Here is a 23,165-nt window from a genome sequence, read left to right on the forward strand (position 1 = left end):
CCCGGCTCAGGTCGGCCCCGTGCTCCCGGCTCAGGCGTGCCCCGTGTGGTGGCGGCTGCGGTCCGGGGTGACGGGCTGGCGGGGGGCCACCCGGAGCTGGCCGGTGCGGAACCTCGCCGAGCCCGCCGCCAGGTCCGGATGCTCGACGCCGAGGGCCAGCGCCGCGGCCTCCTCCAGCCCCAGCTCGGTCCCCTCGCCGTACGCGCCGTCGAAGGCCGCGTCGCCCATCTCCTGGCGCAGCTCCCCCTGGCGCTGCGCCCAGTAGCCGCCGTAGATGCCCGGAGCGCAGCGCATGCTCGCCCGGGTCGCCCCCGCCGCGCCGAACAGGCGGGCCGCCGTCAGCCCGTCACCGCCGTCCGCGCAGCGCACCGCCACCGCGTTGAGCGTGTCGCAGGCCCGGCCGTGGAAGCCGTGGCTCATCCGCGACCGGAGCGCCACCTGGAGGTGCTCGTGCGCCGCGACCAGGTCGCCGCGCGCCAGGGCGACCATGCCGAGCAGCATGTCGACCGAGCGGCGGCCCCGCTGGACCGGGCGCGCCGCCTCCACCGGGCGGGCAGCGCCCAGCAGCTCGGCGGCCTCGTCCAGGGCGCCCCGCCGCCAGAGCAGCTCGGCCAGGCTGAACACCGCGAAGAGGGCGTCGCCGACCACCTCCTGGCTGTGCGCCCAGTCGATCACCTCGCGGCAGACCCGTTCGGCCTCCGCGAACTGGCCCATGTCCACCAGCGGGGCCGCCCGCCCGGCGAGCACCCGGGCGAGCAGGCCGGCGTCGCCCGCCTGCCGGGCCGCCGCCTCCGCCCGCTGGGAGTAGCGCAGCTCCTCGGCGAACTCGCCGTCCGCGCCGGCGTGCAGCGAGTGCAGGTGGTACGCCGCCGCCAGCTCGGCATCGGGGATCCGCTCCCCCGTCTCGGCGATCCGGCCGTACAGCCGGAACAGCCAGAGCCGCCCCTCCCGGGCCAGCCCCCGCTCCCGCCACCACTGGTCCAGGCCGCCCGCCAGCCGGAGGCCGGCCCGGGCACTGCCGCCGGTGGCGCACCAGCGCAACGCGGCCCGCAGCTCACCGGCGAGCGGGTCGAGAGCGTAGAGCGAGAGGGTCACCGGCTGGCCGTCCGGGCCGAGATGGGCCTGCTCCAACGCGTGCGCCGACCATGCGACGTGCCGGTCCCGGGCCGACCGCTCCTCCCCGGCCTCCACCAGCCGTCGCGCCGCGTACGCCCGGATCGGGTCGAGCATCCGGTAGGTGCATCCCGAGGCGTGCGGCTCGGCCAGCACCATCGACTTGTCGACCAGCACCGAGAGCGGGTCGAGCGGGTCCTCGCCGAGCAGCCACTCCACCGTCGCCAGGTCGACCGGACCGGCGGGGACCGCCAGCCAGCGCAGCAGTCGGGCCGCCCGCGGCCCCAGTGTGCGGTACGACCAGGTGACCGTCGCCTGCATCGTGAGGTGCCGTTCGATGGCGGAGCGCTGCACCACCCGCGCCTCCGGGCCGAACGGCGGTATCCCCGGGGCGACCACGCCCCGCGCCCCCGACTGCTGCTGATCACCCGCCCAGCCGTGCTCCACCGGCGACACCGCCGGGGCGTCCCGGCCGGCGTCCAGGGTGCCGAGCACGTCGTCGAGGCGCTCGGCGAGCTGCCCGACCGAGAGCACCCGCAGCCGGGCGGCGGCCAGCTCGATGGCGAGCGGGAGCCCGTCCAGCCGCCGCACGACCCGGCGCAGGTCGGCCGACTCGGCCGGGGCCGGCGGCCGTCCGCCCCGGGCCGCCGCCGTCCGGTCCAGCAGCAGCGCGACCGCGTCGCTCTCGGCCCCGTCCGGCGGCGGGTCGACCGACAACGGCGGGATCCGCCAGACCACCTCACCGGGGAGCCCGAACGACTCCCGGCTCGTGGCGAGGACCCGGACGCCCACCCCGCCGGCCAGCAGCCGGGAGATCACGTCGGCCGAGGCTGCCGGCTGGGCGTCGCAGGTGTCCAGGAGGATCAGCATCCGGCGGGCGGCCGCGTACTCCACAAGCGTGTCGACCATCGGGCGGCCCGGCTCGGGGCGCAGGCCGAGCACGGCGGCGACCGCGAACGCCACCAGACCCGGGTCGGTGACGGCGGCGATGTCGACGAACCAGACACCGTCCGGGTAGGAGTCCACCAGGTCGACGGCGAGCTCCACGGCCAGCCGGGTCTTGCCCGCGCCGCCCGCACCGAGCACGGTGACCAACCGGTGCGCCTCCACCAGCCGCTTCAACTCGGCGTGCTCGGCCTCCCGGCCGATGAACGAGGTGACCTGGGTGGGCAGGTTGTGTGCGGTCGCGTCGGCGGTACGCGGGCGCGGGAACTGCCGCTCCAGGCCGGGGGCGACCAGTTGGAAGAGCCGCTCCCGGTCGTCGAAGCCACGCAGCCGGTGCAGGCCGAGGTCGAGCAGGGACGCGTCGGGCGGGAGCGGGTCCGCGTGCCGCACCGTCGACGCCGAGCAGAGCACCTGCCCCCCGTGGGCGGCGGCGGCGACCCGGGCCGCGCGGTGCACCTCCGGGCTGGCGTACTCGCCGTCGCGCGGCTCGGCCCAACCGGTGTGCAGCCCCATCCGGACCCGGGGCACGGCCTCGGCAGTGGGCCAGTCGTGGCTGGCCAGCGCCCGTTGCGCGATCAGGCAGGCGGTCAACGCGGCGGTCGCGTCGCCGAAGGCGAGGAAGAACGAATCCCCCTCGGTCAGCAGCTCCGCGCCCTCGGTGGCGGCGATCGTCCGGCGCAGCAGCCGGCGGTGCTCCCGCAACACCGGCGGGTAGTCCGGCCCGAGCAGCTGGGCCAGGCGGGTGGAGCCCTCGATGTCGGTGAAGACGAAGGTCACCAACCCGCTCGGGAGGTGGATCCGTGGCGACATGGTGGAACCTCCGCCCGTGACGTCGGACTCATGCTGCCTGATACCAGACCATCACGCATCGTGAGAACGGCCGGCCGGTTCCGGACCCACGGGGTGCTTGCGGGCCGGGAGCACTGGCGGACGCCACCGGTCAGCAGCCGCAGCCACCACCGCAACAGCCACCGTCGGAGGGCGCCGGGGCGCCACCAACCCGCCCCGCCACCGCGACGGTGGAGAGCAGTTTGACCGTGTCGGCGTGGCCCTGCGGGCAGGACGCCGGCTCGCCGGCCTGCGCCATCGGGCGGTTGACCTCGAAGGTGTCGCCGCAGGCGCGGCAACGGAACTCGTACCGGGGCATGCCACCAGGGTACGGCCGGTCCTGACGTACGGGGGTACATGGGTGATACTCAACTTGTGGTGGACGGCGAGGACAGCGCAACCATTCGGCCCCTGCGACCGGCCGCGCCGGCCGACGGGCCGACCGCCGGCTCCGGCGTCCCGCCCGAGCCCCCGACGCGATTGCCGCGACCCCGCCGGCCCTGGCTGAGGTCGGCGACGCCCGCCGATGCCGGCGCCCCGGCCGCGCCCGCCGCCGGGCCGGCCGAGCCGGCGGCGACGCCCAGCGCGCCGTCCACACCGGAGAAGTCGGCGGCCCCACCGGCGCCCGACGGAAAGTCCGACGTGCCCGCCGCCGGCACGAAGCCGGCCGCCGGACCGACCACCGACCCGAAGCCTGGCGACACGCCCGCCGCCGCGCAGCCCGCCGACCAGACCGGCGCGGACGCGAAACCCGCCGACCGTGCCGACGCGAAGCAGGCCGACAAGCCGACCACCGACGCGAAACCGACCGACCAGGCGACCACCGACGGAAAGCCGGCCGACAAGCCGGCCACCGACGCGAAACCGGCCGACAAGACCGACGCTGGTGGGAAGCCGGCCGACCAGGCGACCACCGACGGAAAGCCGGCGGACAAGGCGACCACCGACGGGAAGTTGGGGGCGGAGGCTGGGGGCGACGCCGGCACGCCGGCCACGAAGGCCGACCTCGCGGAGACGAAGGCCGACGTGCTCGCGGGCACATCGGCGGCCGGCCCCCGGCGACGCCGGGTGCAGTTCGCGCACGCCCTGCGCCGGCCGCCGCACCGGGTGGCGCTGGCCGCGGCCCGCGCCACCCGGGTCTGGTCGCGGCGGCCCAGCGGCCGGCTCACCCTGTCCGGGGTGTTCCTGCTCGTCCTGGTCGCGGCGACCGGCGCGGCGGGTGCGCTGCTGGTGCCCGCGACGATCCGGGCGTCCGGCCCGGGCGCCACCGACGCCACCTCCGGTGCGCCGACCCCCGGCGGGCTGCCCGGCGGGGTGCCACTGCCCACCCAGACGGTGCCGCCGGTCGGCACGGTGCCGACCGGCCCGCCCCTCGGCGGCGGAATCGCCGGCCGTCCCGCCGACGCGCTCGCCGCCTGGGCCGCGCAGACCGGGCCGAAGGTCGGCATCGCGCCGGTGGCACTACAGGCGTACGGCTATGCCGAGATGGTGCTCGCCCAGACCAACCGCAGCTGCGGGCTGAGCTGGACCACCCTGGCGGCCATCGGGTTCGTCGAGTCGGGGCACGGCCAGGCCAACAACGCCACACTCGGCCAGGACGGCAAGGCGCTGCCCGAGATCATCGGGCTGCCGCTGGACGGCCAGGGCGGGCGGATGCGCATCCCCGACACGGACCGCGGCCTGCTCGACAAGGACACCGTCCTCGACCGGGCGGTCGGGCCGATGCAGTTCATCCCCACCACCTGGCAGGAGATCGGGGCGGACGCCGACAACGACGGCGTGAAGGACCCGCACGACCTGGACGACGCCGCCCTCGCCGCCGGCAACTACCTCTGCAAGGGCGGCCGGAACCTCACCATTCCGGCCGACTGGTGGAACGCGATCCTGTCCTACAACGACGTCCGCCGGTACGCACAGGACGTCTTCGATACCGCCAACCGGTACGGACAGGCCAGCCGCACGTGATGTGATCGTCCGCATACATTGGAGAACCGGACACTTCCCCCGGGCAGCCGTTAGCGGCAAGCTAGACGGGTGATGGTGCGCGAGTGGGATCCCAGGACCGCGTCGTCCGCCGAGATCGCGTCACTGGTGGACACGCTGAACGCGGTCCTGGCGGCCGATCTGCCGCAGGATCCGCCCTGGCGGGAGAGTTCCCTGCGGGAATATCTCGCCGAGGTGATGCCCGGTGAGCGGCGGATCTCCTGGGTGGCCAAGGCGGAGCCGACCGCCGACGGGAGCGAGGCGCCGATCCTCGGCCATGTGCACGTGCTGCTGCTCGGCGACATCGGGGTGCTGGAGGTGCTGGTGCACCCCTCGGTCCGGCGCACGGGCCTCGGCCGTGAGCTCGTCCTGACCGCCGCCCGCCGGGTCTACCAGGAGGGCTTCCAGTCCATCGGGGTGGAGGTGGTCGGCGACACGCCAGCCATCGCCTTCTACGAGTCGCTCGGCTTCTCCAGGGAGTACGTCGAGACCCGCAGCGTGCTCGACCTGTCCGGGGTGGACCGGGCCGAGCTGGCCGAGATGGCCACCGGCGTCGCCGCGGGCTACCACCTGGAGTTCTGCCCCGGCGGGCCGCCGGACGAGCTGATCGAGGCGTACGCCAGGGCCAAGGCGGAGGTGCGCGACGTCGAGGACGGCGAACTACGCCCCAGCTCCTACGACCCGCAGCGGCTGCGGGACAGCCTGGACTGTCTACGTCGGCGGGGCATGAAGCCCTACATCGTGCTCGCCCTGCACGAGCAGACCGGGGAGGTTGCCGGCCTGACCGAGGTGGTCGTGCCGGCCCAGCATCCCACCCGCGCCGACCAGTACGACACCATCGTCGTGCAGGACCACCGGGGCTACGGCATCGACCGGGCGATCAAGGCCCGGATGCTGATGGAGCTGCGCTCGGCGGAGCCACAACTGGCCGAGGTGCAGACCTGGAACGCGCAGACCAACGAGGCGATGCTCAAGGTCAACGCAGAGCTGGGCTACCGCCCGGACCGCGAGTGGTGCGAATACGGCATCGACGTGGCTGAGCTGGTGCACCGTCTCGACGCCGGACGTTGACCGGAGAGTTCACGAAACTGTCCGGTGGGGGATGGACGGCGGTCAGCGGCGGCCCTTAACGTGCGTTGACTCCCTGTCCACCCATCGTGGAGGCCACATGCGCCCGCGCCGCACTCTTGCCGCGCTCGCGACCGCCACCGCCGCCGTGACCGTCGCGGCCGTCGGCATCGCTCCCACCGCGGCCAGCGCCGCGCCAACCGACCTCTTCATCTCGGAGTACGTCGAAGGCTCGTCCAACAACAAGGCGATCGAGCTGTTCAACGGCACCGGTGCCGCCATCGACCTGGCCGCCGGCGGTTACCAGCTCCAACTGCACTTCAACGGCTCCACGACGCCGACGAACCTGGCGCTGACGGGCACCGTCGCGGCCGGCGACACCTTCGTCCTCGCCTCAGCCTCGGCCGCCCCGGCGATCCTGGACCGGGCCGACCAGACCACGACCGCCAGCCTGTTCAACGGCGACGACGCGATCGTGCTGCGGCGGGGCGGCACCGTGCTCGACTCGATCGGCCAGGTCGGCGTCGACCCGGGCACCGAGTGGGGCTCCGGCGTCACCAGCACCGCCGACAACACGCTGCGCCGGTCGGCCGCCGTGACCTCCGGCGACACCGATCCCGCCGACGCGTTCGATCCGGCCGCCCAGTGGGCCGGCTTCCCCGTGGACACGTTCGACGGGCTCGGCACGCACACTGTCGACGGGGGCGGCCCCGTCGACGCGCCGGCCACGCTGACCTGCGGCCCCGCGCTGGTGACCCCGGCCGGCACGGCGGCCACCCGGGAGGTCACCGCCACCGACCCCGACGACCGGATCGTCGACCTGGTCGTCACCTCGGTCAGCCCGACCCCGGCCACCGGTTCCGTCAGCCGCTCGGCGGTGACCCCGGCCGACGCGGTCGGCGGCACCGCCCGGGCCACGGTCGGCGCGAGCGCGGACCTGGCCGCCGGGGCTTACACCGTCGTGCTGACCTCGACCGACGCGGAGGGCGACAGCGCCACCTGCACGCTGACCGTGCAGGTCACCCGGGAGCTGACCGTCGGCGAGGTGCAGGGCCCGACCACCGACGGCGAGTCCGGCCCCGCCGACCGGTCGCCGCTCGCGCCGGCGTCCGGCAACGGGACCAGCAGCACGCTGTACGACGTACGCGGCGTGATCACCCAGCGCACCCTGGCCCGTGACTCGTCCGGCCGCGACCAGCACGGCTTCTTCCTGCAGAGCCGCTCCGACGCCACCGACGGCGACCCGACCAGCTCGGACGGCATCTTCGTCTTCATGGGCTCGTTCACCTCGCTGATCGGCGGCTACGTGCCGACCGTCGGCGACGAGGTGGTGCTGCGCGCCCGGGTCTCCGAGTACTTCAACTTCACCCAGCTCTCCGGGGCGTCGCTGGTCCGCCGGCTCGCCACCGGCGTGGACGTGAACACCGAGGTCCAGGTGACCGACGCTGTGCCGCCGGTCGAACTGGCGGCGGCGCAGCGCTTCTTCGAGCGGCACGAGGGCGCCCGGCTGCGGGTGCGGGCCGGCAGCGGCGCGGTGAGCGGGCGCAACGTCTTCGCCTCCACCGCCGACGGCGAGATCTTCGTGATCGACCGGGACGACCCGCTGCTCGACCGCGCCGACCCGTACGCCCGCCGGGTGTTCCGGGACGCGCACCCGTTGGACAACGACCCGAGCCGCCCCGTCGACGACGGCAACGGGCAGCGCGTCCTGCTCGGCAGCATGGGTGTCAAGGGCACCACGGGCGACAGCAGCGCGCTGCTCCCGCCCGCGCGGACCTTCGACACGCTGACCGCCGACGCGGTGGGCGGGCTCTACTACTCGTTCGAGAAGTACGGCGTGCAGGTCGAGCGGGCCGAGTTCACCGGCGGGGCCGACCCGTCGAGGAACAACCCGCCGAAGCCGGCCAACCGGTCGGAGGAGATCGCGGTCGCGACCTACAACGTCGAGAACCTGTACGACTACCGCGACGACCCCTTCGACGGCTGTGACTTCACCGGCAACGCCGGCTGCCCGGGGGTACGCCCGCCGTTCGACTACGTGCCGGGCAGCGAGCAGGAGTACCGCGAGCAGCTCGTGGCGCTGGCCGACCAGATCACCACCGACCTGCACTCGCCGGACCTGATCCTGGTGCAGGAGGCCGAGGACCAGGACATCTGCTCGGTCTCCGGCGGCGAGTTGGTCTGCGGCACCACGGACAACGCGGACGGCGCACCGGACACCCTCCAGGACCTGGCGCTGACCATCTCCGCCGCCGGTGGCCCGAGCTACCAGGCCGCGTACGACCGGACCGGCGCGGACGCCCGGGGCATCACGGCGGCGTTCCTGTTCCGCACCGACCGGGTGACGCTGGCCGAGGCCACCGCCGGTGACCCGCTGCTGGGCTCGGCGCCGACGGTGCGGTACCGGGGCGCGGGGCTGGCCGGCAACGCGGACGTGCAGAACCCGAAGGCGCTCAACGCGGTGCTCCCCGCCGACGTGGACACCTCCACGGGCAAGGACGGCGACAACGTCTTCACCCGCGCCCCGCAGCTCGGCAAGTTCACCGTCGCGGCCGCGCCCGGGTCCACCGAGCGGTACACGCTGTGGGCCGCGAGCAACCACTACTCGTCCGGGCCGGACAGCCGGGTCGGGCAGCGCCGGGAGCAGGCCGCGTACGGCGCCGCGATCGTCACCGCGGTCGAGGCGTCGGACCCGCACGCCCGGGTGGTCTACGGCGGGGACCTCAACGTCTTCCCCCGCCCCGACGATCCGTTCCCCGTGGCGTCGGACCAGCTCGCGCCGCTGTACGAGGCCGGCATGCGTAACCTCTGGGACGACCTGCTCGCCGACGCGCCGTCGTCCGCCTACTCGTACAGCTTCGAGGGGCAGGCGCAGACGCTGGACCACCTGTTCGTCAACGGCACGCTGCACCGGGACCTGGTGCAGATGCGGGCCGCGCACATCAACGCCGACTGGCCGGCCGACCACGCCGGCGACGGCACCCGGGGCTCCAGCGACCACGACCCGCAGGTGGCCCGGTTCCGCTCACGGGCCTCGCTGAGCGTCGCCGACGTGTCGGTGACCGAGGGCGACCGGGGCACCCGCCCGCTGACCTTCACGGTCACCGTCTCGCGGCCGCTGTCCCAGCCGGTGCTGCTCTGTGCCGCCACGTACGGCACCACGGCCCAGGCCGGAGCCGACTACGACCCGTACGTCGGTTGCAAGGTGCTGGCCGCCGGGCAGACCTCGCTGGCCTTCCCGGTGGACGTGCGCGGTGACCGCAAGCGGGAGGCGGACGAGAAGGTGAACCTGCTGGTGACCGGCGTGCCGGGGCTGCGCCTGGCCGACCCGCTCGCCGCGGGCACCATCACCGACGACGACTGACGTCACACGGAGCGCGTCCCGACGGCCCGCCGCCCCAGGATTCACCTGGGCGGCGGGCCGTTCGCTTACGGCGGCGGAAAGCGTGGGTCGGGCGGCCGCGGCGGCGGGGGTACACGCGGCGGCGGGGGCACGCTCCGATACTTCGCCACCCGCACCTCCCACTGGCTGCGCCGCCGCATGGCGTCGCGGACCCGACGGTCCCGGTGGAACGTCTCCGGAGGGCGGGCCAGCCCGTAGATGTCCGCCCACCACTCGCCCGGTTCGGGATCGAGAATGGTGTCCAGGTGCGAGGGATAGCGACGCTCCGCCCCGTCGCGGGTGTCCTGCCAGTCCCGCATCGGCTTCAGCACCCGCCCGAACTCGTCGACCACGGCCAGCCGGAACCCGGCGACCCCGATGATGCGGCGCAGGAGCAGGATGCTCGGCACCAGCCGGCCCGCCTCGATCCGCCCGACGGTGGCATGGTTCACCCCGGCCCACCGGGCCAGTTCCCGCTGACTGAGGCTGGCGTGCCGGCGAACGGCCCGGACGATGCCCGCAGCCGGCCACGGAGTGTCGAACGGCTCGGTCAGCATCACCGACGGCTCCCGCGAGCCCGGCGACCGGTCGGAGCCCGGGAGCTGCCCGGACTCCGAGAGCCGGCCGAGGTCCGGAAGCTGGGCGGGATCCGGAAGCTGGGCGGGATCCGGAGACTGGGCGGGATCCGAGGGCTGGTCGCCTTCCCGGTCAGCGAATGGGTCGGTCATCTGGTCACGGTCCCGGCTGCGACCCCTCCCCCGCAATCCCGTCCGCTCCGCCTGTGGACAACGCAGCCGCCTGTGGAAAACATCGCGGCCCACGACCCCGCCCGGCCCCACCGCTCCACCCGCAGCCACTCGAAGCCACCCGAAGCCAGACCACCTCACCGCCGGCAACGCTCAGTAACCAATGCTGCCATCCCCGAAAAACTACACAGAGCAACGACAGCCCTGGCCCGCAAACCGACGCCTGCGCCGTCTTCGCCGCCCACAGCGCAACGACCAGGGAATTCCGCCAATCCCTCTCTCCCGGAGCAACCAACCCCGCACCCCCTTTGCTCTGCAGCCACCTACGCAACAGGCACTCACAGTCACCGTTGCGTATGTGGCTGCAGAGCAAAGCGGTTGGGGATGGTGGCGACTGGAGCGCTGGTCAACTACTCGACGTGACCAAAGGTGCGGGGTTTGAAGAGGCTGAGCGGGCACAGTGCTCATGCCGGCCGGCGCGCCAGATGACGACCCGGTCTGGTGCGGCCCGGCCGGGTGCCATGGAGGGTGGCGATCGGCGCAGGGGTGGCGCGTGGCCGGCGTCGTGCCTGCCAGTCGGCCAGCACTGCGCCACACCGGCATCGCGCTGTGGCGTGCCGGCGGCACTTTGGCGGCCGGCGTTGCGCCGAGCGGTGTCGGGTCAGGAGCGGGTCAGAAGCGCTGGTGGAGGAGATGCGCGGCCTCGACCGCCCAGTAGGTGAGGATGATCTGCGCACCGGCCCGACGGATGGAGGTGAGCGTCTCCATCATCGCCCGTTCCCGGTCGATCCAGCCGTTGGCGGCGGCCGCCTCGACCATCGCGTACTCGCCGGAGACCTGGTAGGCGGCGACCGGGACCTGCACCGCCGCGCGGACCGCCGACACCACGTCGAGGTAGGGCAGGGCCGGCTTGACCATCACCATGTCGGCGCCCTCGGCCACGTCCAGCTCGACCTCGCGCAGCGACTCCCGGAGGTTGGCCGGGTCCTGCTGGTAGGTGCGCCGGTCGCCTTCCAGGGCCGACTCCACCGCGTCCCGGAACGGGCCGTAGAAGGCCGAGGCGTACTTGACGGCGTACGCCAGCACGGCCACGTCCTGGTGGCCCGCGGCGTCGAGCGCCCGGCGTACGACGCCGACCTGGCCGTCCATCATCCCGGACGGCCCGACCACCCCGACCCCGGCGGCGGCCTGGGCGACCGCCATGTCGGCGTACGCCTCCAGGGTGGCGTCGTTGTCGACGCCGCCGTCGGGGGTGAGCAGGCCGCAGTGCCCGTGCGAGGTGAACTCGTCCAGGCAGAGGTCGCTCATCACCACCGTGGCGTCGCCCACCTCGGCGACGACGTCGCGGATCGCGACGTTGAGGATGCCGTTCGGGTCGATCCCGCCCGAGCCGGTGGCGTCCCGCCGCTGCGGCACGCCGAAGAGCATGATGCCGCCCACGCCCGCCTGGACCGCCTCGGCCGCGGCCTTGCGGAGCGAGTCCCGGGAGTGCTGGAGCACCCCCGGGAGCGACGCGATCGCCCGCGGCTCCGTCAACCCCTCCTTGACGAACATCGGCACGACCAGCTGGGCCGGGTCGACGCGGGTCTCGGAAACCAGCCGCCGGATGGCCGCGTCGCGGCGCAGCCGGCGGGGCCGGATCTCGGGGTACGGCATCACGGGCCTCCTACGACTACCGGAACCTCAGCGCGGTCGGCCCCTGCACCTTCGAGCCGCGGCGCTGCTTCGCCGGCATGGCGGCGAGCTTCTCACGCAGCTCGACGGCGTAGGCGGCGAGCGCCTCCACCAGATCGGGGACCGAGGCGTGCGGCGGCTGGACGTCGACCCGCAGGCCGAACTCCGTCGCGGTCTCCGCCGTCTTGGGCCCGATGACTGCAACAACGGTACGCGCGTGCGGCTTCCCCGCGATACCCACCAGATTGCGTACGGTCGAGCTGGACGTGAAGAGCACGGCGTCGAAGCCACCCGACTTGATCGCGTCCCGGATCTCGGCGGGCGGCGGGGCGGCCCGGACGGTCCGGTACGCGGTCACGTCGTCGACCTCCCAGCCGCGCTCGGTGAGCCCGGCGGCAAGCGTCTCGGTGGCGATGTCGGCGCGCGGCAGCAGCACCCGGCCGACCGGGTCCAGGATCTCGTCGTGCGGCGAGAACTCGGCCAGCAGCCCCTCGGAGGACTGCTCCCCCGACGGGATCAGCTCGGGCTGGATGCCGAACGCGCGGACGGCGTCGGCGGTCGCCTCGCCGATACAGGCGATCTTGACGCCGCCGAAGTGCCGGGCGTCGAGGCCGTGCTCGGCGAACTTCTCCCAGACCGCGCGGACCGCGTTGACCGAGGTGAAGATCACCCAGGCGTACCGGCCGTCGACCAGGCCCTTGACCGCCCGCTCCATCTGGGCCGGGGTGCGCGGCGGCTCGACCGCGATCGTCGGCACCTCGCAGGGGATGGCCCCGTACGCGCGCAGCCGGGCGCTCATCACGCCGGCCTGCTCCTTGGTGCGGGGCACGAGGACCTTCCAGCCGTACAGCGGCCGGTTCTCCCACCAGCTCAGCTTGTCGCGCTGGCCGACGCCCTCGCCGACGGTGAGCACCACCCGGCCGGTGAAGCCGAGCGCCGCCGCGACGAACGAGTCCACGCTCGACGTGGTGGTGTACTGCGTCTCGCCGGTGCCGTCGCCGGTCACCCCGACGCCGGTGGTGCCCTCCACCCCGGCGGCGAGCAGCCCGTCGCGGATCGCGGCGAGGTCACCGGCGTCCACGGCCAGGGCCAGCGAACCCCGGCCGATGGCCGCGGCCAACGCGTCGAAGTCCAGCGCGCTGACGTCCTCGACGTCGGCCGCCGTGCGTACGCCCGGCAGCGGCACACCCGCGTAGGTCGCCACCCCCTCGGCCTGGCCGACGCCGGGAACCACCTCGAAGTGCGCGGCGGTCCGCGCGACCGCCTGCACCTCCTTGACCACCGAATCGTGGCCGAACGGGTCGCCGGCGACCAGGTGCACCGCGTTCAGCCCCGAACGGGCCGCCGAGATCAGCACCTTCGCCACGTCACCCGGCGCGCCCTCCGCCGGGGTGAACTGGGCGTCGTCCCTGGCCTGGGCGCGGACGGCGTCGAGCAGCGACTCGGGGACTCCCCGGTCGTACACCACCTGGTCGGCGTCGACCAGTGCGTCGTGCGCCCGGCGGGTCAGCAGGCCCGGGTCGCCGGGACCGGCCCCGACGAAGGCGATGCGGCCTGCGGGCTTACGGGTGCGGGTCATTCTGTGCTCCCAAATTGCTGGGTCCCCGGGCCGGCGTGTCCATCGTGGCCGAGGATCGAGTCGGCGCCGAGTTCGAGGAGTTCGGCGGCGAGTGCCTTGCCGATCTCCGCCGCGTCGGCGGGCGTTCCGGTGCGGGACAGCCGGAGGTCTCGCGTACCGTCCGGACTGATCACCGCCCCGCGCAGGTAGATCTCCTGGACAATGTCGCCCTCGGCACCCGAGCCGGTTGGCTCGCCTTCGGCGACGACGGCGTAGGCGGCGACCGGAGCGGAGCATCCGGCCTCCAGGGTGGCCAGCAGCGCCCGTTCCGCGGTGACCGCGGCTCGGGACGGTTCGTGGTCGAGCACGGCGAGCAGCTCGACCAGGTCGGTGTCGTCGACCCGGCACTCCACCGCCAGCGCGCCCTGGGCGGGCGCGGGCAGCATCAGCATCGGGTCGAGCGTCTCGGTGATCGCGTCGGTCCGCCCGATCCGGGCCAGCCCGGCCCGGGCCAGGACGACGGCGCCCAGATCCGCCTCCGGGCCGAGCACCCGCGCGAGGCGGCTGTCGACGTTGCCCCGGATCGGGGTGACCTCCAGCTGCATCCCGAGGGCGTGCAGCTGGGCGATCCGGCGCAACGCGCCCGTGCCCACGGTCGCGCCCGGCGGCAGCTCGGCGAGCGTCCGGCCGTCCCGGGCGACCAGCGCGTCCCGCGGGTCCTGCCGGGGCGGCACCGCCGCGATGTGCAGCCCGGCCGCCGCCGCGGTGGGCAGGTCCTTGTAGGAGTGCACCGCGAAGTCGATCGTGCCCGCGGTCAGCGCGTCGCGCAGGGCGGAGACGAAGACACCGACGCCGAGCCGGTGCACCGGGGCGGAGGAGCGGTCGCCGGCGGTGACCACCTCGACCAGCTCGACCGGACGGCCGGTGGCGGCGGTCAGGGCCTCGGCGACGTGGCCGGACTGGGCCATCGCCAGTTTGCTGCCCCGGGTACCGAGGCGCAGGGGCGTGCTCATCGCTCACCTCCGGGGGGCGGGACGTCGGCGGGGCCGGCCGACGGCGGCAGGTCGGCGAGGCCGAACGGCGGTTGGGCGTCGTCGGAGATGTCGGGGACGGTGTCGACCGGGGAGGTCTGCGGCACCTGGAGGTCGAACAGTTCCCGCAGCAGTGCCGCGTACTGGTCGCCCCCGGGTTCGGCGGCGAGCTGGCGGACCCGCACGGTGGGCTGGTGCAGCAGCCGCTGGACCACCCGGTGCACCGTCCGGGCGACCTCGGCGCGCTGGTCGTCGGTGAGGTCGGGACGGCGCTGGGCGAGCCGGCGCAGCTCGGCGCCGACGACGTCCTCGGCGCGGCCGCGCAGGGCGGCCACGGTGGGTGCCACGTCGGCCCCGCGCAGCCAGGTGAGGAAGGCCTCGACCTCGCCGGCCACGATCCGCTCGACGGCGGCGGCGTCGGTGGCGGCGGGACCTTCGGCGAGCAGCGTCGCCATCCGGTCGATGTCGATCACCTCGACGCCGGGCAGCTCGGCGACGCCGACCGCCACGTCGCGCGGCATGGCCAGGTCGAGCAGGACCAACGGCCCCCGCCCGGGGTCGCGCCCGGCGAGCGCCCGGGTGACGACCTCCCGGGTGAGGACCGGTTCGGTCGCCGCGGTGGCTGCCACTACGATGTCCACTGTGGAGAGCACGGTGGTCAGCTCCGCCATCGGCGTCGCCCGGGCCCCGTACGCCTCGGCCAGCCGGACGGCCCGGTCGGCGCCCCGGTTGGTCACGGCGATCGGCCCGGCGCCCAGCCGGGACAGCGAGGCCACGCCCAGCGAGCCCATCGCGCCCGCCCCGACCACCAGCGCGGGGCGGCCGGCGAGGTCGCCGTCGAGGTGGCCGGCGGCCAGGTCCAGCGCGGCGGTCACGACGCTCTGGCCGGCCCGGTCGATGCCGGTCTCCGCGTGGGCCCGCTTGCCGACCCGCAGCGCCTGCTGCATCAGCTCGTGCAGCAGCCGCCCGGCGGTGTCGGCCCCGGTGGCCGAGTGGTACGCGTCCCGGAGCTGGCCGAGGATCTGCGCCTCCCCGACCACCATCGAGTCGAGCCCGGCGGCGACCCGGAAGACGTGGTCCACGGCGGCGGCGTCGAAGTGCACGTAGAGGTGGTTGGCGAGCGCGGCGGGCGGGCACCCGGCCTGCTCGCCCAGCACGGTGCAGATGTCGCCGAGGCCGCCGTGGAAACCGGACACGGCGGCGTAGACCTCCACCCGGTTGCAGGTGGAGACGAGCACGGCCTCGGTCACGTACGGCTGAGCGACCAGCCGGTCCAGGGTACGGGTGAGGTCCGCGGGACCGACCGCGAGCTGCTCCAGCGTGGCGACCGGAGCGGTGCGGTAGGACGCGCCGACGACGAGCAGTTTCACGTGCCGATCGCCTCCTGTGTGTCGGTGACCGCGAGCCCTCCGGGCAGGGCGGTGAGGGCGGACCCACCGGTGGCGGGGAGCGCGGTCAGCGATGCCTTGCGATGCTCGTGGAAGGACAGGATCTGCAGCTCGATGGCGAGGTCGACCTTGCGCACGTCGACGCCCTCCGGAACCGAGAGTACGCACGGGGCGAAGTTCAGGATGCTCGTCACGCCGACGGCGACGAGCTGGTCCGCCACCGCCTGGGCGGCCGGGGCCGGGGTGGCGATCACGCCGATGGCGATGGCCTCCTCGACGGCGACCCGGGGCAGCTCGTCGATGTGCCGGACGACCAGCCCGCTGATCTCCTCGCCGACCCGGGCGGGATCGGCGTCGAAGAGCGCGGCGATCCGGAAACCGCGGCTGGCGAAGCCGTCGTAGCCGGCCAGGGCGTGACCGAGGTTACCCACGCCGACCAGGGCGACCGCCCGGCGTTGGGTGAGCCCGAGCACGTACTCGATCTGGTCGACCAGCAGCGCCACGTCGTAGCCGACGCCACGGGTCCCGTACGAGCCGAGGTGCGAGAGATCCTTGCGGAGTTTGGCGGAGTTCACCCCGGCGGCGCTGGCCAGCCCTTCGCTGGACACGGTCTCGTGACCGGCCTCGGCGAGGTTGTGCAGGGCACGGAGGTATTCGGGGAGCCGTGCGACGGTCGCCTCGGGCAGGTCCGGGAGCGCCGGTACGGCACCGGCTCGACCGGGCGCGCCAGGGTGACGGTGCTGACTCATGAGACTCCGTGCGGTGCGATCCTCGGCCAACTCCAGCGGCCGGCCGTTTCGGGACTCCCGCTGGCGACCGAGATTGCCGGCTGTGCTAGCAGGGCGCGTCGGAATTACAGAGTAGGCGCTTGTGAAGGCGTGCACAAATCGCGATCTTGATAGCCCGCGACGCGGCTTCACCAGCCCCTCCAATTCGCAAGATCGATTCAGCCGGCTTCGCCGGCACCACTCGACCCCGGATGCCGGCGATGGAGCTGGCCGCCGCCGATTATTGCTCAATTACGACTTCTCTGACCAATCGCGCGACCATGCCACGCCCACGAATCGGTCACGGTAGGGACAGCCCTACGTCGCAGAGGCGGGTCGACGGGATGGGGTGGGCCACGACTCACTGCCTAGCCTCGTGGCATGACCGCCGTACCCGTCGCCGCCGACCCGCCCGTACCGGCGCCGACCATCTCCCGACAGCTCCTGCTGGATTCCGGCTACGTGCTGCTGGGCCTCCCGCTGGCCCTGGCCAGCTTCGTCGTCCTGCTGCCCGGTCTGGTCGCCGGGGTCGGGCTGGGGGTCACGGTGATCGGCCTGCCGGTCCTCAGCGGCACCCTCTACGCCGCCCGGGGTCTCGCCGACATCGAGCGGCTCCGCCTGCCCGCCGTGCTCCACCAGTCCCGGATCCGCCCGCAGTACCGGCTCCCCGAGCCCGGGGCGAGCGCCTGGCGGCGGATCCTCGTGCCGATGGGCGACGCGCAGTCCTGGCTCGACCTCGCGCACGGCATCCTCAAGCTGATCGTGGCCATCGTCACCTTCGTGGTCACGCTGGCCTGGTGGGCCGGCGCGGTCGCCGGCACCCTCTACTGGGCGTACGACTGGGCGCTGCCGCACGGCGAGCCGGACGACGTCGGCCTGCCCCAGCTCCTCGGCCTGGGCGACTCGACCATCGCCCGGATCGGGCTGCACACCGCGCTCGGGTTGTTCTTCCTGATCACGTTGCCGATCGTGGCGCGCGGGTGCGCGTTGCTCCAGGCCAGCTTCGGTCGGGCCCTGCTCACCGGGGTGGCCGAGATGCGCAACCGGATCACGGTGCTGGAGGAGCAGAAGCGGGCCGCCGTCTCCGCCGAGGCGAGCGCGCTGCGCCGGCTGGAACGGGACATCCACGACGGCCCGCAGCAGCGCCTGGTGCGGCTCGCGATGGACCTCAGCCGCGCCCGGCAGCAACTCGCCTCCGACCCGGAAGCCGCCGCGCGGACCCTGGACGAGGCGGTCACGCAGACCCGGGAGACGCTCGCCGAGCTGCGCGCCCTGTCCCGGGGCATCGCGCCCCCGATCCTGGTCGACCGGGGCCTGCCCAGCGCCCTGGCGGCGCTCGCCGGGCGCGGCCTCATCCCGATCGAGCTGCGGGTGGACCCGGAACTGGCCAGCCCGACCGGCCGGCTCGAACCGGCGGTGGAGAGCACCGCCTACTTCGTGGTGGCCGAGGCGCTGACCAACGTCGCCAAGCACAGCCGGGCGACCGAGTGCCAGGTCACCGTGGCCCGGCACGACGGGCGGCTGGAGGTCGGCGTCGGCGACGACGGCCAGGGTGGCGCGCACCTGGCCAAGGGGCACGGACTGGCCGGCATCGCCGACCGGGTCCGCGCCGCCGGGGGCCGGCTCACCGTGGTCAGCCCCGCCGGCGGACCCACCTCGATCCACGCCGAGCTTCCGCTGTGAGCCGTACGTGGTAGACAACAGCACATGCGGATCGTGATCGCGGACGACGCCGTGCTGCTCCGGGAAGGGCTGATCCGGCTGCTCACCGAGCGCGGGCACGAGGTGGTGGCCGCCGTGGCCGACGGGGAGGCGCTGGTCGCGGCGGTGGTGGCCCACCGGCCCGAGGTCTCGATCGTCGACGTCCGGATGCCGCCGTCGCACACCGACGAGGGGCTGCGGGCGGCGGTGGAGGCCCGCCGGCTGGTGCCCCGCACCCCGATCCTGGTCCTCTCCCAGTACGTCGAGGTGTCGTACGCCGACGACCTGCTCGCCACCACCGGCGGCGGCGGGGGCGGGATCGGCTACCTGCTCAAGGACCGGGTGGCCGCGATCGACGAGTTCCTCGACGCGCTGGACCGGGTGGCCGCCGGCGGCACCGTGCTCGACCCCGAGGTGGTCGGCCAGCTCTTCGCCCGGCGCCGGCGCGACGACCCGCTGCGCGAGCTGACCCCGCGCGAACGCGAGGTGCTGGCGCTGATGGCCGAGGGGCGCTCCAACACGGCGATCGCGCGGACCCTGGTGGTCACCGACGGCGCCGTCGAGAAGCACGTCCGCAACATCTTCACCAAGCTCCAGCTCCCGCCCGACACGGAGCAGCACCGGCGGGTCCTGGCCGTCCTCGCCTACCTGCGCGGCTGAGCCACGCCCGGCCCGCCGCTGGCGCGGATGACGGCCGGCCCGGTCAGGGCAGCGTGGCCGCCAGGGTCACCGCCTCGGTGAGGGTGTCGGCGACCGGGTGCCCGGCGGCGCGCAGCCGGGCCGGGTCGGTGAACCCGCCGGTGTAGAGGACGGCCCGGCCGCCCACCGACACGGCGGCGTCCGCGTCGTCGACGGAGTCGCCGATCAGCACCACGTCCCGGCCGTCCACGCCCAGCTCGGCCAGGTGCCGCCGGAGGGACTCGGCCTTGCGGTCGCCGCCGACACTGGCCCGCAGCCCGTCCACCCGGACGAAGTTCCCGGTGAGCCCGTACGTGTGCACGGTCGGCACCAGCTCGTCGTGGAACCACATCGACAGCAGGGACTGGCTGCCCGGCCAGGCCGCCATCGCCACCGTGGCGTCGTGCGCCAGCTCGCAGGTCGTCAACCCCGTGCGGTACGCGTCGTGGAAGATCCGGTCGAGCCGGCCGAACGCCTCGTCGTCGACCGCCTGGCCGAGCACCTCGGCGTAGTAGTCGGCGATCGGCCGGCGGAACCGCACCCGGTGCTCGTCGGCGGTCACGGCGGGCCCGCCGACGCTGGCGAAGGCGGCGTTGGTGCAGGCGACCACCAGGTTCAGGTCGTTGAGCAGGGTGCCGTTCCAGTCCCACACCAGGTGGTTGCGCGCCGGGGTCATGGCAGCACCATAGCGCCCGGGGCTACAGCTGCGGCGTGGTCAGGTCCCGCAGCAACCGCTCCTCCTCCACCCGCCAGTAGCCGTGTTCCTTGCCGTCGAGGAGCACCACCGGCAGCCGGTCGCCGTACTCGCGTTCCAGCTCGACGTCGTCGGTGACGTCCTTCTCGATCCACCGGTCGCCGGTGACCGCCACCACCCGGTCCAGTGCCAGCTTCGCGTCGTCGCAGAGGTGGCAGCCGGGGCGGGTGATCAGGGTGAGTCGGGGCTCACGCATCGGTCTCCTCCGTCGTGCTGGTGCCGACCGGGGCCGGCGGGCGGGTCTCCGGGGCCGCCGCCGGGGACGGCACCGGCCGGAGCAGGGTCTTGCGCACCTTCCCGATCACCGAGTGCGGCAACTCGTCGACGAACTCGACGGCGGTCGGGCACTTGAACCGGGCCAGGTTGCGGGCGCAGTGGGCGAGCAGCTCCTCGCCGGTCACCGCGCCTCCCGGCGCCGCCACCACGTACGCCCGGACAGTCTCGCCGGTCCGCGGGTGCGGCACACCCAGTACCGCCGACTCGGCCACCCCCGGGTGGGCGGAGAGCACCAGCTCGACCTCGTGCGGGTAGACGTTGAACCCGTTGACCAGGATCAACTCGCCGATCCGGTCCACCAGGAAGAGGTCGCCGGCGGAGTCGGCGTACGCCACGTCGCCGGTGGCCCACCAGCCGTCGGCGTCCGGGCCGCCCCGGCCGTCCGGCCAGTAGCCGGAGAAGAGGTTCGCCCCGCGCACCACGACCTGGCCCGGGTCGGTGCCCGGCGTGACGTCGGAGACGTCCAGCTCGTCGGCGTCGTCGTCCGGCTCGGCCACGCCGTCGCGCCAGAGGTCGACCCCGTCCGCGCCGACCAGGCGCAGCTCGACGCCGGGCAGCGGCCGGCCGATCGAGCCTGCCTTCGGCTCCCCGCCGACCAGGGTGGAGGTGAGCACCGGCGCGGTCTCGGTCAGGCCGTAGCCGACGTGCACCGGGCGGCCGGCGACCTCGGTGAAGCGCGCCGCGTCGGCCGGTTCCAGGGGCGCCGCGCCGCAGACCACGACGCGCACCGACGCCGTCGCCGCGGCGAGGGTGGCGCCGTCCGCCGTGGACCAGGCGGCGACCATCGACGGTACTCCGACCAGCACGGTGACCCGGTACCGGGCGATCTCGGCCAGCCCGGCGTCGGGGCCGAGGGCGTCGACGAGCACCCCGGTGGCGCCATGGTGGACGACCGCGCCGAGCCCGGCGTTCAGCCCGTACGCGTGGAACAGCGGCAGCGCCAGCAGCACGGTGTCGTCCGGGCCGACGACCGGCGGGTCGATCCGGCCGACCTGCTCGTGGTTCGCCGCCAGCGCCCGGTGCGTCAGCATCGCGCCCTTCGGCCGGCCCTCGGTGCCGGAGGTGTAGAGCAGCAGTGCCAGGTCGTCGCCGCCCCGGTCGGGCAGCGGATGGCCGCCCTGGGCCACCGGCGGGGCGGTGTGCACGGCGACGAGCGCGGGCAACTCCCCGGCGAGGCCGGCCACCAGGTCCCGGACCCGCTCGGTGCCGATCAGCACCGAGGCGCCGGAGTCGGCCAGCACGTGCCGCAGTTCCGGGGCGGTGAGGCCGGGGTTGACCGGCACCGCGACCAGCCCGGCGCGCAGCGCGGCGAGGCAGCTGACGACGAAGTCGGGCGAGTTGCCCAGCGCGACGGCGACCCGGGGCGGGTGCCGGTCGGGAGCGCCGGTGCCCGGCGTCGGGCGGGGCCCGGTCGGCGGCGTCCCGGTCAGGGCCGCCAGGGCGTACGCGGTGGCGGTCACCGCGGCGTCCAGTTCGGCCCAGGTCAGGGTCCGGTCGCGCCAGTGCAGCGCGGGCCGGTCGCCGTGGGCGTCGGCCGCCTGGTGGAGCCGCTCGACGAGGGTCGGCGCGGAGCTGTCGGTTGCGTCCTGCACGGTGGCTGAGTCTGGCACAGCGCGGGGCCCGTGGGCCATGCCCACCGGCTGCGGTCGGCCATCGGGGGTCGGCGGGAACGTCGATTCAGGAAAGTCCCGTCGACAGGACGAGCGGGACGCGCCGGCGAGACGTGGTCGGTCCCGCCGACAGGACACGTCGGGGTACGGCTACGTGCGTCGGGCACGCCGGCCGGTCCCCAGTCGACACCCGCGCCGCCGGCCGCCCGGCGATCCAGCGAAGCGCGGCTGACCTGGAATTCTCTTCGCAAACACGGCGTAATCCGAAAGTCAACCGCCCACGACGGACAACCGGTCCGCCAGCGGTGCGACACAGCGGGAAATACTTCCGCCCTGTGTAACGGACTTGCCACGCGCGGGTGACGTTGGCCCTATCATCACTCGGGTCGGCTCACCCCATTTGCCGTGAGTCGACACCCCTCAGCCCGAGGAGGCCCCCGTGCCTGTGAGCGCATTGGACCAGCACCTCAAGGGGATCTGCCGCCCGTCGGCACACCCCGAGCCAGCCCTGCCCGGCCGCGCCGGCCGGGCCGCATCGGCGACGCGCCGACCGGCGGCGCCGGCCGGCAGGACGGAGGCGGCGCGGTGACCACCTTCGGATACGCGGACCGGCCGGCCGGCCTGACCAACCCGGCGATCCGCGCCGCGGTCAACGAGCGGCCCGCCGCCCGGAGCCCGCTGGACGACACGGGCAGCCTCGCCGTCCGGGGGGACGGCGCGTTGAGCCCGCCCCGCAACCGGCCGCACCCCAACGAGCCGCCGGCCCGCACCGCGACGCCGGGAGGCAACGCGAAGCCGGCCGGCGGACGGGTCGCGGTCCCCGCCAGGCCCACCATGCCGGTGCAGGGCCGCCGCACCACGGAGCCAGCCATGACACCCGACGAGTCGGGCACGGAGACGGCCGTACTGCCGGCGGTGCCGGCGACCGCCGCCGCACCGGTCAACACCTCGACGGGCTTCCCCAGCCGTCCGGACCCCTCCGACCCCGCGACCGAGGTCTGGGGGCTGGTCGAGCGCGCCCAAGCCGGCGAGTCCGAGGCGTTCGGGCTGATCTACGACCGGTACGTCGACACCGTTTTCCGGTTCGTCTACTTCCGGGTGGGCAACCGCCAACTCGCCGAGGACCTCACCTCCGACACCTTCCTGCGCGCCCTCAAGCGGATCGGCAGCTTCACCTGGCAGGGGCGTGACCTGGGCGCATGGCTGGTCACCATCGCCCGCAACCTGGTGGCCGACCATTTCAAGTCCGGCCGTTACCGGCTGGAGGTCACCACCGGGGACGTCCTGGACGCCGACCGCGAGGACCGGGGCCCGGAGGGCAGCCCGGAGGCGGCCGTCGTCGAGCACATCACCAACGTCGCCCTGCTCGGCGCGGTCAAGCAGCTCAACCCGGAGCAGCAGGAGTGCATCGTGCTGCGGTTCCTGCAGGGCTTCTCCGTGGCCGAGACGGCCCGCGCGATGGGCAAGAACGAGGGCGCCATCAAGGCTCTGCAGTACCGCGCGGTACGAGCGTTGGCGCGGCTGCTGCCGGACGGCTTCCAGTCGTAGTCCCGTGCACGCGACTGTCACTCATCGATCGATACAAACGCGCAGCTCAGCGTCGTTATCGTCCCGTGACCGCGCTTACTTTGCGTAATTTCGCCTCCGTCGTCCCCGTAACCCA

Annotated in this window: 17 protein-coding genes; 6 read left to right on the forward strand and 11 right to left on the reverse strand. The window is 74.1% G+C overall.

All coding sequences use genetic code 11. From position 1 onward, the window contains the following. Window positions 1-30: 30 nt before the first annotated feature. Together ABZ809_RS12160 and ABZ809_RS12165 are read right to left on the reverse strand one after the other, a co-directional pair. The gene (locus ABZ809_RS12160; protein ID WP_357562492.1) at window positions 31-2,868 is read right to left on the reverse strand and encodes an adenylate/guanylate cyclase domain-containing protein; all 2,838 of its coding nucleotides are present in this window, start codon (window positions 2,866-2,868) and stop codon (window positions 31-33) included. Window positions 2,869-2,998: 130 nt separating this feature from the next. Continuing rightward, window positions 2,999-3,205 (reverse strand): zinc ribbon domain-containing protein, encoded by a 207-nt coding sequence (locus ABZ809_RS12165; RefSeq protein ID WP_357562493.1) that lies wholly within the window; start codon window positions 3,203-3,205, stop codon window positions 2,999-3,001. 59 nt (window positions 3,206-3,264) lie between these two features. On the opposite strand from ABZ809_RS12165, the gene ABZ809_RS12170 reads away from it, so the two are divergent. The 3 genes from ABZ809_RS12170 (at window position 3,265) to ABZ809_RS12180 (ending at window position 9,301) form a co-directional block, all read left to right on the forward strand. Next, complete coding sequence (locus tag ABZ809_RS12170; RefSeq protein WP_357562494.1) at window positions 3,265-4,851, forward strand: lytic murein transglycosylase; 1,587 nt, start codon at window positions 3,265-3,267, stop codon at window positions 4,849-4,851. A 72-nt stretch (window positions 4,852-4,923) separates the two neighbouring features. Then, the gene (locus ABZ809_RS12175) at window positions 4,924-5,940 is read left to right on the forward strand and encodes a GNAT family N-acetyltransferase (RefSeq protein ID WP_357562604.1); all 1,017 of its coding nucleotides are present in this window, start codon (window positions 4,924-4,926) and stop codon (window positions 5,938-5,940) included. A 97-nt stretch (window positions 5,941-6,037) separates the two neighbouring features. Next, window positions 6,038-9,301, forward strand: a complete 3,264-nt coding sequence (locus ABZ809_RS12180) for a lamin tail domain-containing protein (protein ID WP_357562495.1) — start codon at window positions 6,038-6,040, stop codon at window positions 9,299-9,301. Window positions 9,302-9,366: 65 nt separating this feature from the next. Here ABZ809_RS12180 and ABZ809_RS12185 read toward each other — a convergent pair whose 3' ends face one another. The 6 genes from ABZ809_RS12185 to ABZ809_RS12210 all read right to left on the reverse strand — a co-directional run bounded on the left by ABZ809_RS12185 (window position 9,367) and on the right by ABZ809_RS12210 (window position 16,465). After that, window positions 9,367-10,047, reverse strand: a complete 681-nt coding sequence (locus ABZ809_RS12185; protein ID WP_357562496.1) for a helix-turn-helix domain-containing protein — start codon at window positions 10,045-10,047, stop codon at window positions 9,367-9,369. A gap of 690 nt (window positions 10,048-10,737) precedes the next feature. Continuing rightward, window positions 10,738-11,721, reverse strand: a complete 984-nt coding sequence (gene hemB / locus ABZ809_RS12190) for a porphobilinogen synthase (protein ID WP_357562497.1) — start codon at window positions 11,719-11,721, stop codon at window positions 10,738-10,740. 16 nt (window positions 11,722-11,737) lie between these two features. Beyond that, window positions 11,738-13,318: a uroporphyrinogen-III synthase gene (locus tag ABZ809_RS12195; RefSeq protein WP_357562498.1), complete on the reverse strand. Its 1,581-nt coding sequence runs from the start codon at window positions 13,316-13,318 to the stop codon at window positions 11,738-11,740. Then, the gene (hemC, locus tag ABZ809_RS12200) at window positions 13,315-14,310 is read right to left on the reverse strand and encodes a hydroxymethylbilane synthase (RefSeq protein WP_357562499.1); all 996 of its coding nucleotides are present in this window, start codon (window positions 14,308-14,310) and stop codon (window positions 13,315-13,317) included. The genes ABZ809_RS12195 and hemC overlap by 4 nt, the downstream gene beginning before the upstream one ends. Continuing rightward, entirely contained in the window at window positions 14,307-15,698 is a 1,392-nt protein-coding gene (locus ABZ809_RS12205; RefSeq protein ID WP_357562500.1) for a glutamyl-tRNA reductase, read from the reverse strand. The genes hemC and ABZ809_RS12205 overlap by 4 nt, the downstream gene beginning before the upstream one ends. Then, a complete protein-coding gene (locus ABZ809_RS12210) occupies window positions 15,695-16,465 on the reverse strand; it encodes a redox-sensing transcriptional repressor Rex (RefSeq protein WP_357562501.1) in 771 nt (256 codons plus the stop codon). Before ABZ809_RS12210 ends, ABZ809_RS12205 begins: the two co-directional genes overlap by 4 nt. Window positions 16,466-16,864: 399 nt before the next feature. Between ABZ809_RS12210 and ABZ809_RS12215 the strand changes: the two genes are divergently transcribed. Together ABZ809_RS12215 and ABZ809_RS12220 are read left to right on the forward strand one after the other, a co-directional pair. Further along, window positions 16,865-18,166 (forward strand): sensor domain-containing protein, encoded by a 1,302-nt coding sequence (locus ABZ809_RS12215; protein WP_357562502.1) that lies wholly within the window; start codon window positions 16,865-16,867, stop codon window positions 18,164-18,166. Window positions 18,167-18,190: 24 nt separating this feature from the next. After that, window positions 18,191-18,844, forward strand: coding sequence for a response regulator transcription factor (locus tag ABZ809_RS12220; protein WP_357562503.1), 654 nt, complete (start codon window positions 18,191-18,193; stop codon window positions 18,842-18,844). Between the two features lie 43 nt (window positions 18,845-18,887). Here ABZ809_RS12220 and ABZ809_RS12225 read toward each other — a convergent pair whose 3' ends face one another. Genes ABZ809_RS12225 through ABZ809_RS12235 form a run of 3 tightly spaced genes read right to left on the reverse strand, consistent with a single transcriptional unit; the run spans window position 18,888 to window position 21,523 of the window. Continuing rightward, a complete protein-coding gene (locus ABZ809_RS12225) occupies window positions 18,888-19,538 on the reverse strand; it encodes an HAD hydrolase-like protein (protein WP_357562504.1) in 651 nt (216 codons plus the stop codon). A 22-nt stretch (window positions 19,539-19,560) separates the two neighbouring features. Then, window positions 19,561-19,812, reverse strand: a complete 252-nt coding sequence (locus ABZ809_RS12230) for a glutaredoxin family protein (RefSeq protein ID WP_357562505.1) — start codon at window positions 19,810-19,812, stop codon at window positions 19,561-19,563. Continuing rightward, window positions 19,805-21,523, reverse strand: a complete 1,719-nt coding sequence (locus ABZ809_RS12235) for an AMP-binding protein (protein ID WP_357562506.1) — start codon at window positions 21,521-21,523, stop codon at window positions 19,805-19,807. Before ABZ809_RS12235 ends, ABZ809_RS12230 begins: the two co-directional genes overlap by 8 nt. A 564-nt stretch (window positions 21,524-22,087) precedes the next feature. Here ABZ809_RS12235 and ABZ809_RS12240 point away from each other — a divergent pair. Continuing rightward, a complete protein-coding gene (locus ABZ809_RS12240; RefSeq protein WP_357562507.1) occupies window positions 22,088-23,050 on the forward strand; it encodes an ECF subfamily RNA polymerase sigma factor, BldN family in 963 nt (320 codons plus the stop codon). Window positions 23,051-23,165: the final 115 nt, after the last annotated feature.

Source organism: Micromonospora sp. NPDC047074 (assembly GCF_040643815.1).
Lineage (GTDB): Bacteria > Actinomycetota > Actinomycetes > Mycobacteriales > Micromonosporaceae > Micromonospora.

Excerpts from the sequence above, each read along its gene's own strand:
- ABZ809_RS12160 (WP_357562492.1), bottom strand. The coding sequence starts at position 2,868 with ATGTCGCCACGGATCCACCTCCCGAGCGGGTTGGTGACCTTCGTCTTC.
- ABZ809_RS12165 (WP_357562493.1), bottom strand. The coding sequence starts at position 3,205 with ATGCCCCGGTACGAGTTCCGTTGCCGCGCCTGCGGCGACACCTTCGAG.
- ABZ809_RS12175 (WP_357562604.1), top strand. The coding sequence starts at position 4,924 with ATGGTGCGCGAGTGGGATCCCAGGACCGCGTCGTCCGCCGAGATCGCG.
- ABZ809_RS12180 (WP_357562495.1), top strand. The coding sequence starts at position 6,038 with ATGCGCCCGCGCCGCACTCTTGCCGCGCTCGCGACCGCCACCGCCGCC.
- ABZ809_RS12185 (WP_357562496.1), bottom strand. The coding sequence starts at position 10,047 with ATGACCGACCCATTCGCTGACCGGGAAGGCGACCAGCCCTCGGATCCC.
- hemB (WP_357562497.1), bottom strand. The coding sequence starts at position 11,721 with ATGCCGTACCCCGAGATCCGGCCCCGCCGGCTGCGCCGCGACGCGGCC.
- ABZ809_RS12195 (WP_357562498.1), bottom strand. The coding sequence starts at position 13,318 with ATGACCCGCACCCGTAAGCCCGCAGGCCGCATCGCCTTCGTCGGGGCC.
- hemC (WP_357562499.1), bottom strand. The coding sequence starts at position 14,310 with ATGAGCACGCCCCTGCGCCTCGGTACCCGGGGCAGCAAACTGGCGATG.
- ABZ809_RS12210 (WP_357562501.1), bottom strand. The coding sequence starts at position 16,465 with ATGAGTCAGCACCGTCACCCTGGCGCGCCCGGTCGAGCCGGTGCCGTA.
- ABZ809_RS12215 (WP_357562502.1), top strand. The coding sequence starts at position 16,865 with ATGACCGCCGTACCCGTCGCCGCCGACCCGCCCGTACCGGCGCCGACC.
- ABZ809_RS12220 (WP_357562503.1), top strand. The coding sequence starts at position 18,191 with ATGCGGATCGTGATCGCGGACGACGCCGTGCTGCTCCGGGAAGGGCTG.
- ABZ809_RS12225 (WP_357562504.1), bottom strand. The coding sequence starts at position 19,538 with ATGACCCCGGCGCGCAACCACCTGGTGTGGGACTGGAACGGCACCCTG.
- ABZ809_RS12230 (WP_357562505.1), bottom strand. The coding sequence starts at position 19,812 with ATGCGTGAGCCCCGACTCACCCTGATCACCCGCCCCGGCTGCCACCTC.
- ABZ809_RS12235 (WP_357562506.1), bottom strand. The coding sequence starts at position 21,523 with ATGGCCCACGGGCCCCGCGCTGTGCCAGACTCAGCCACCGTGCAGGAC.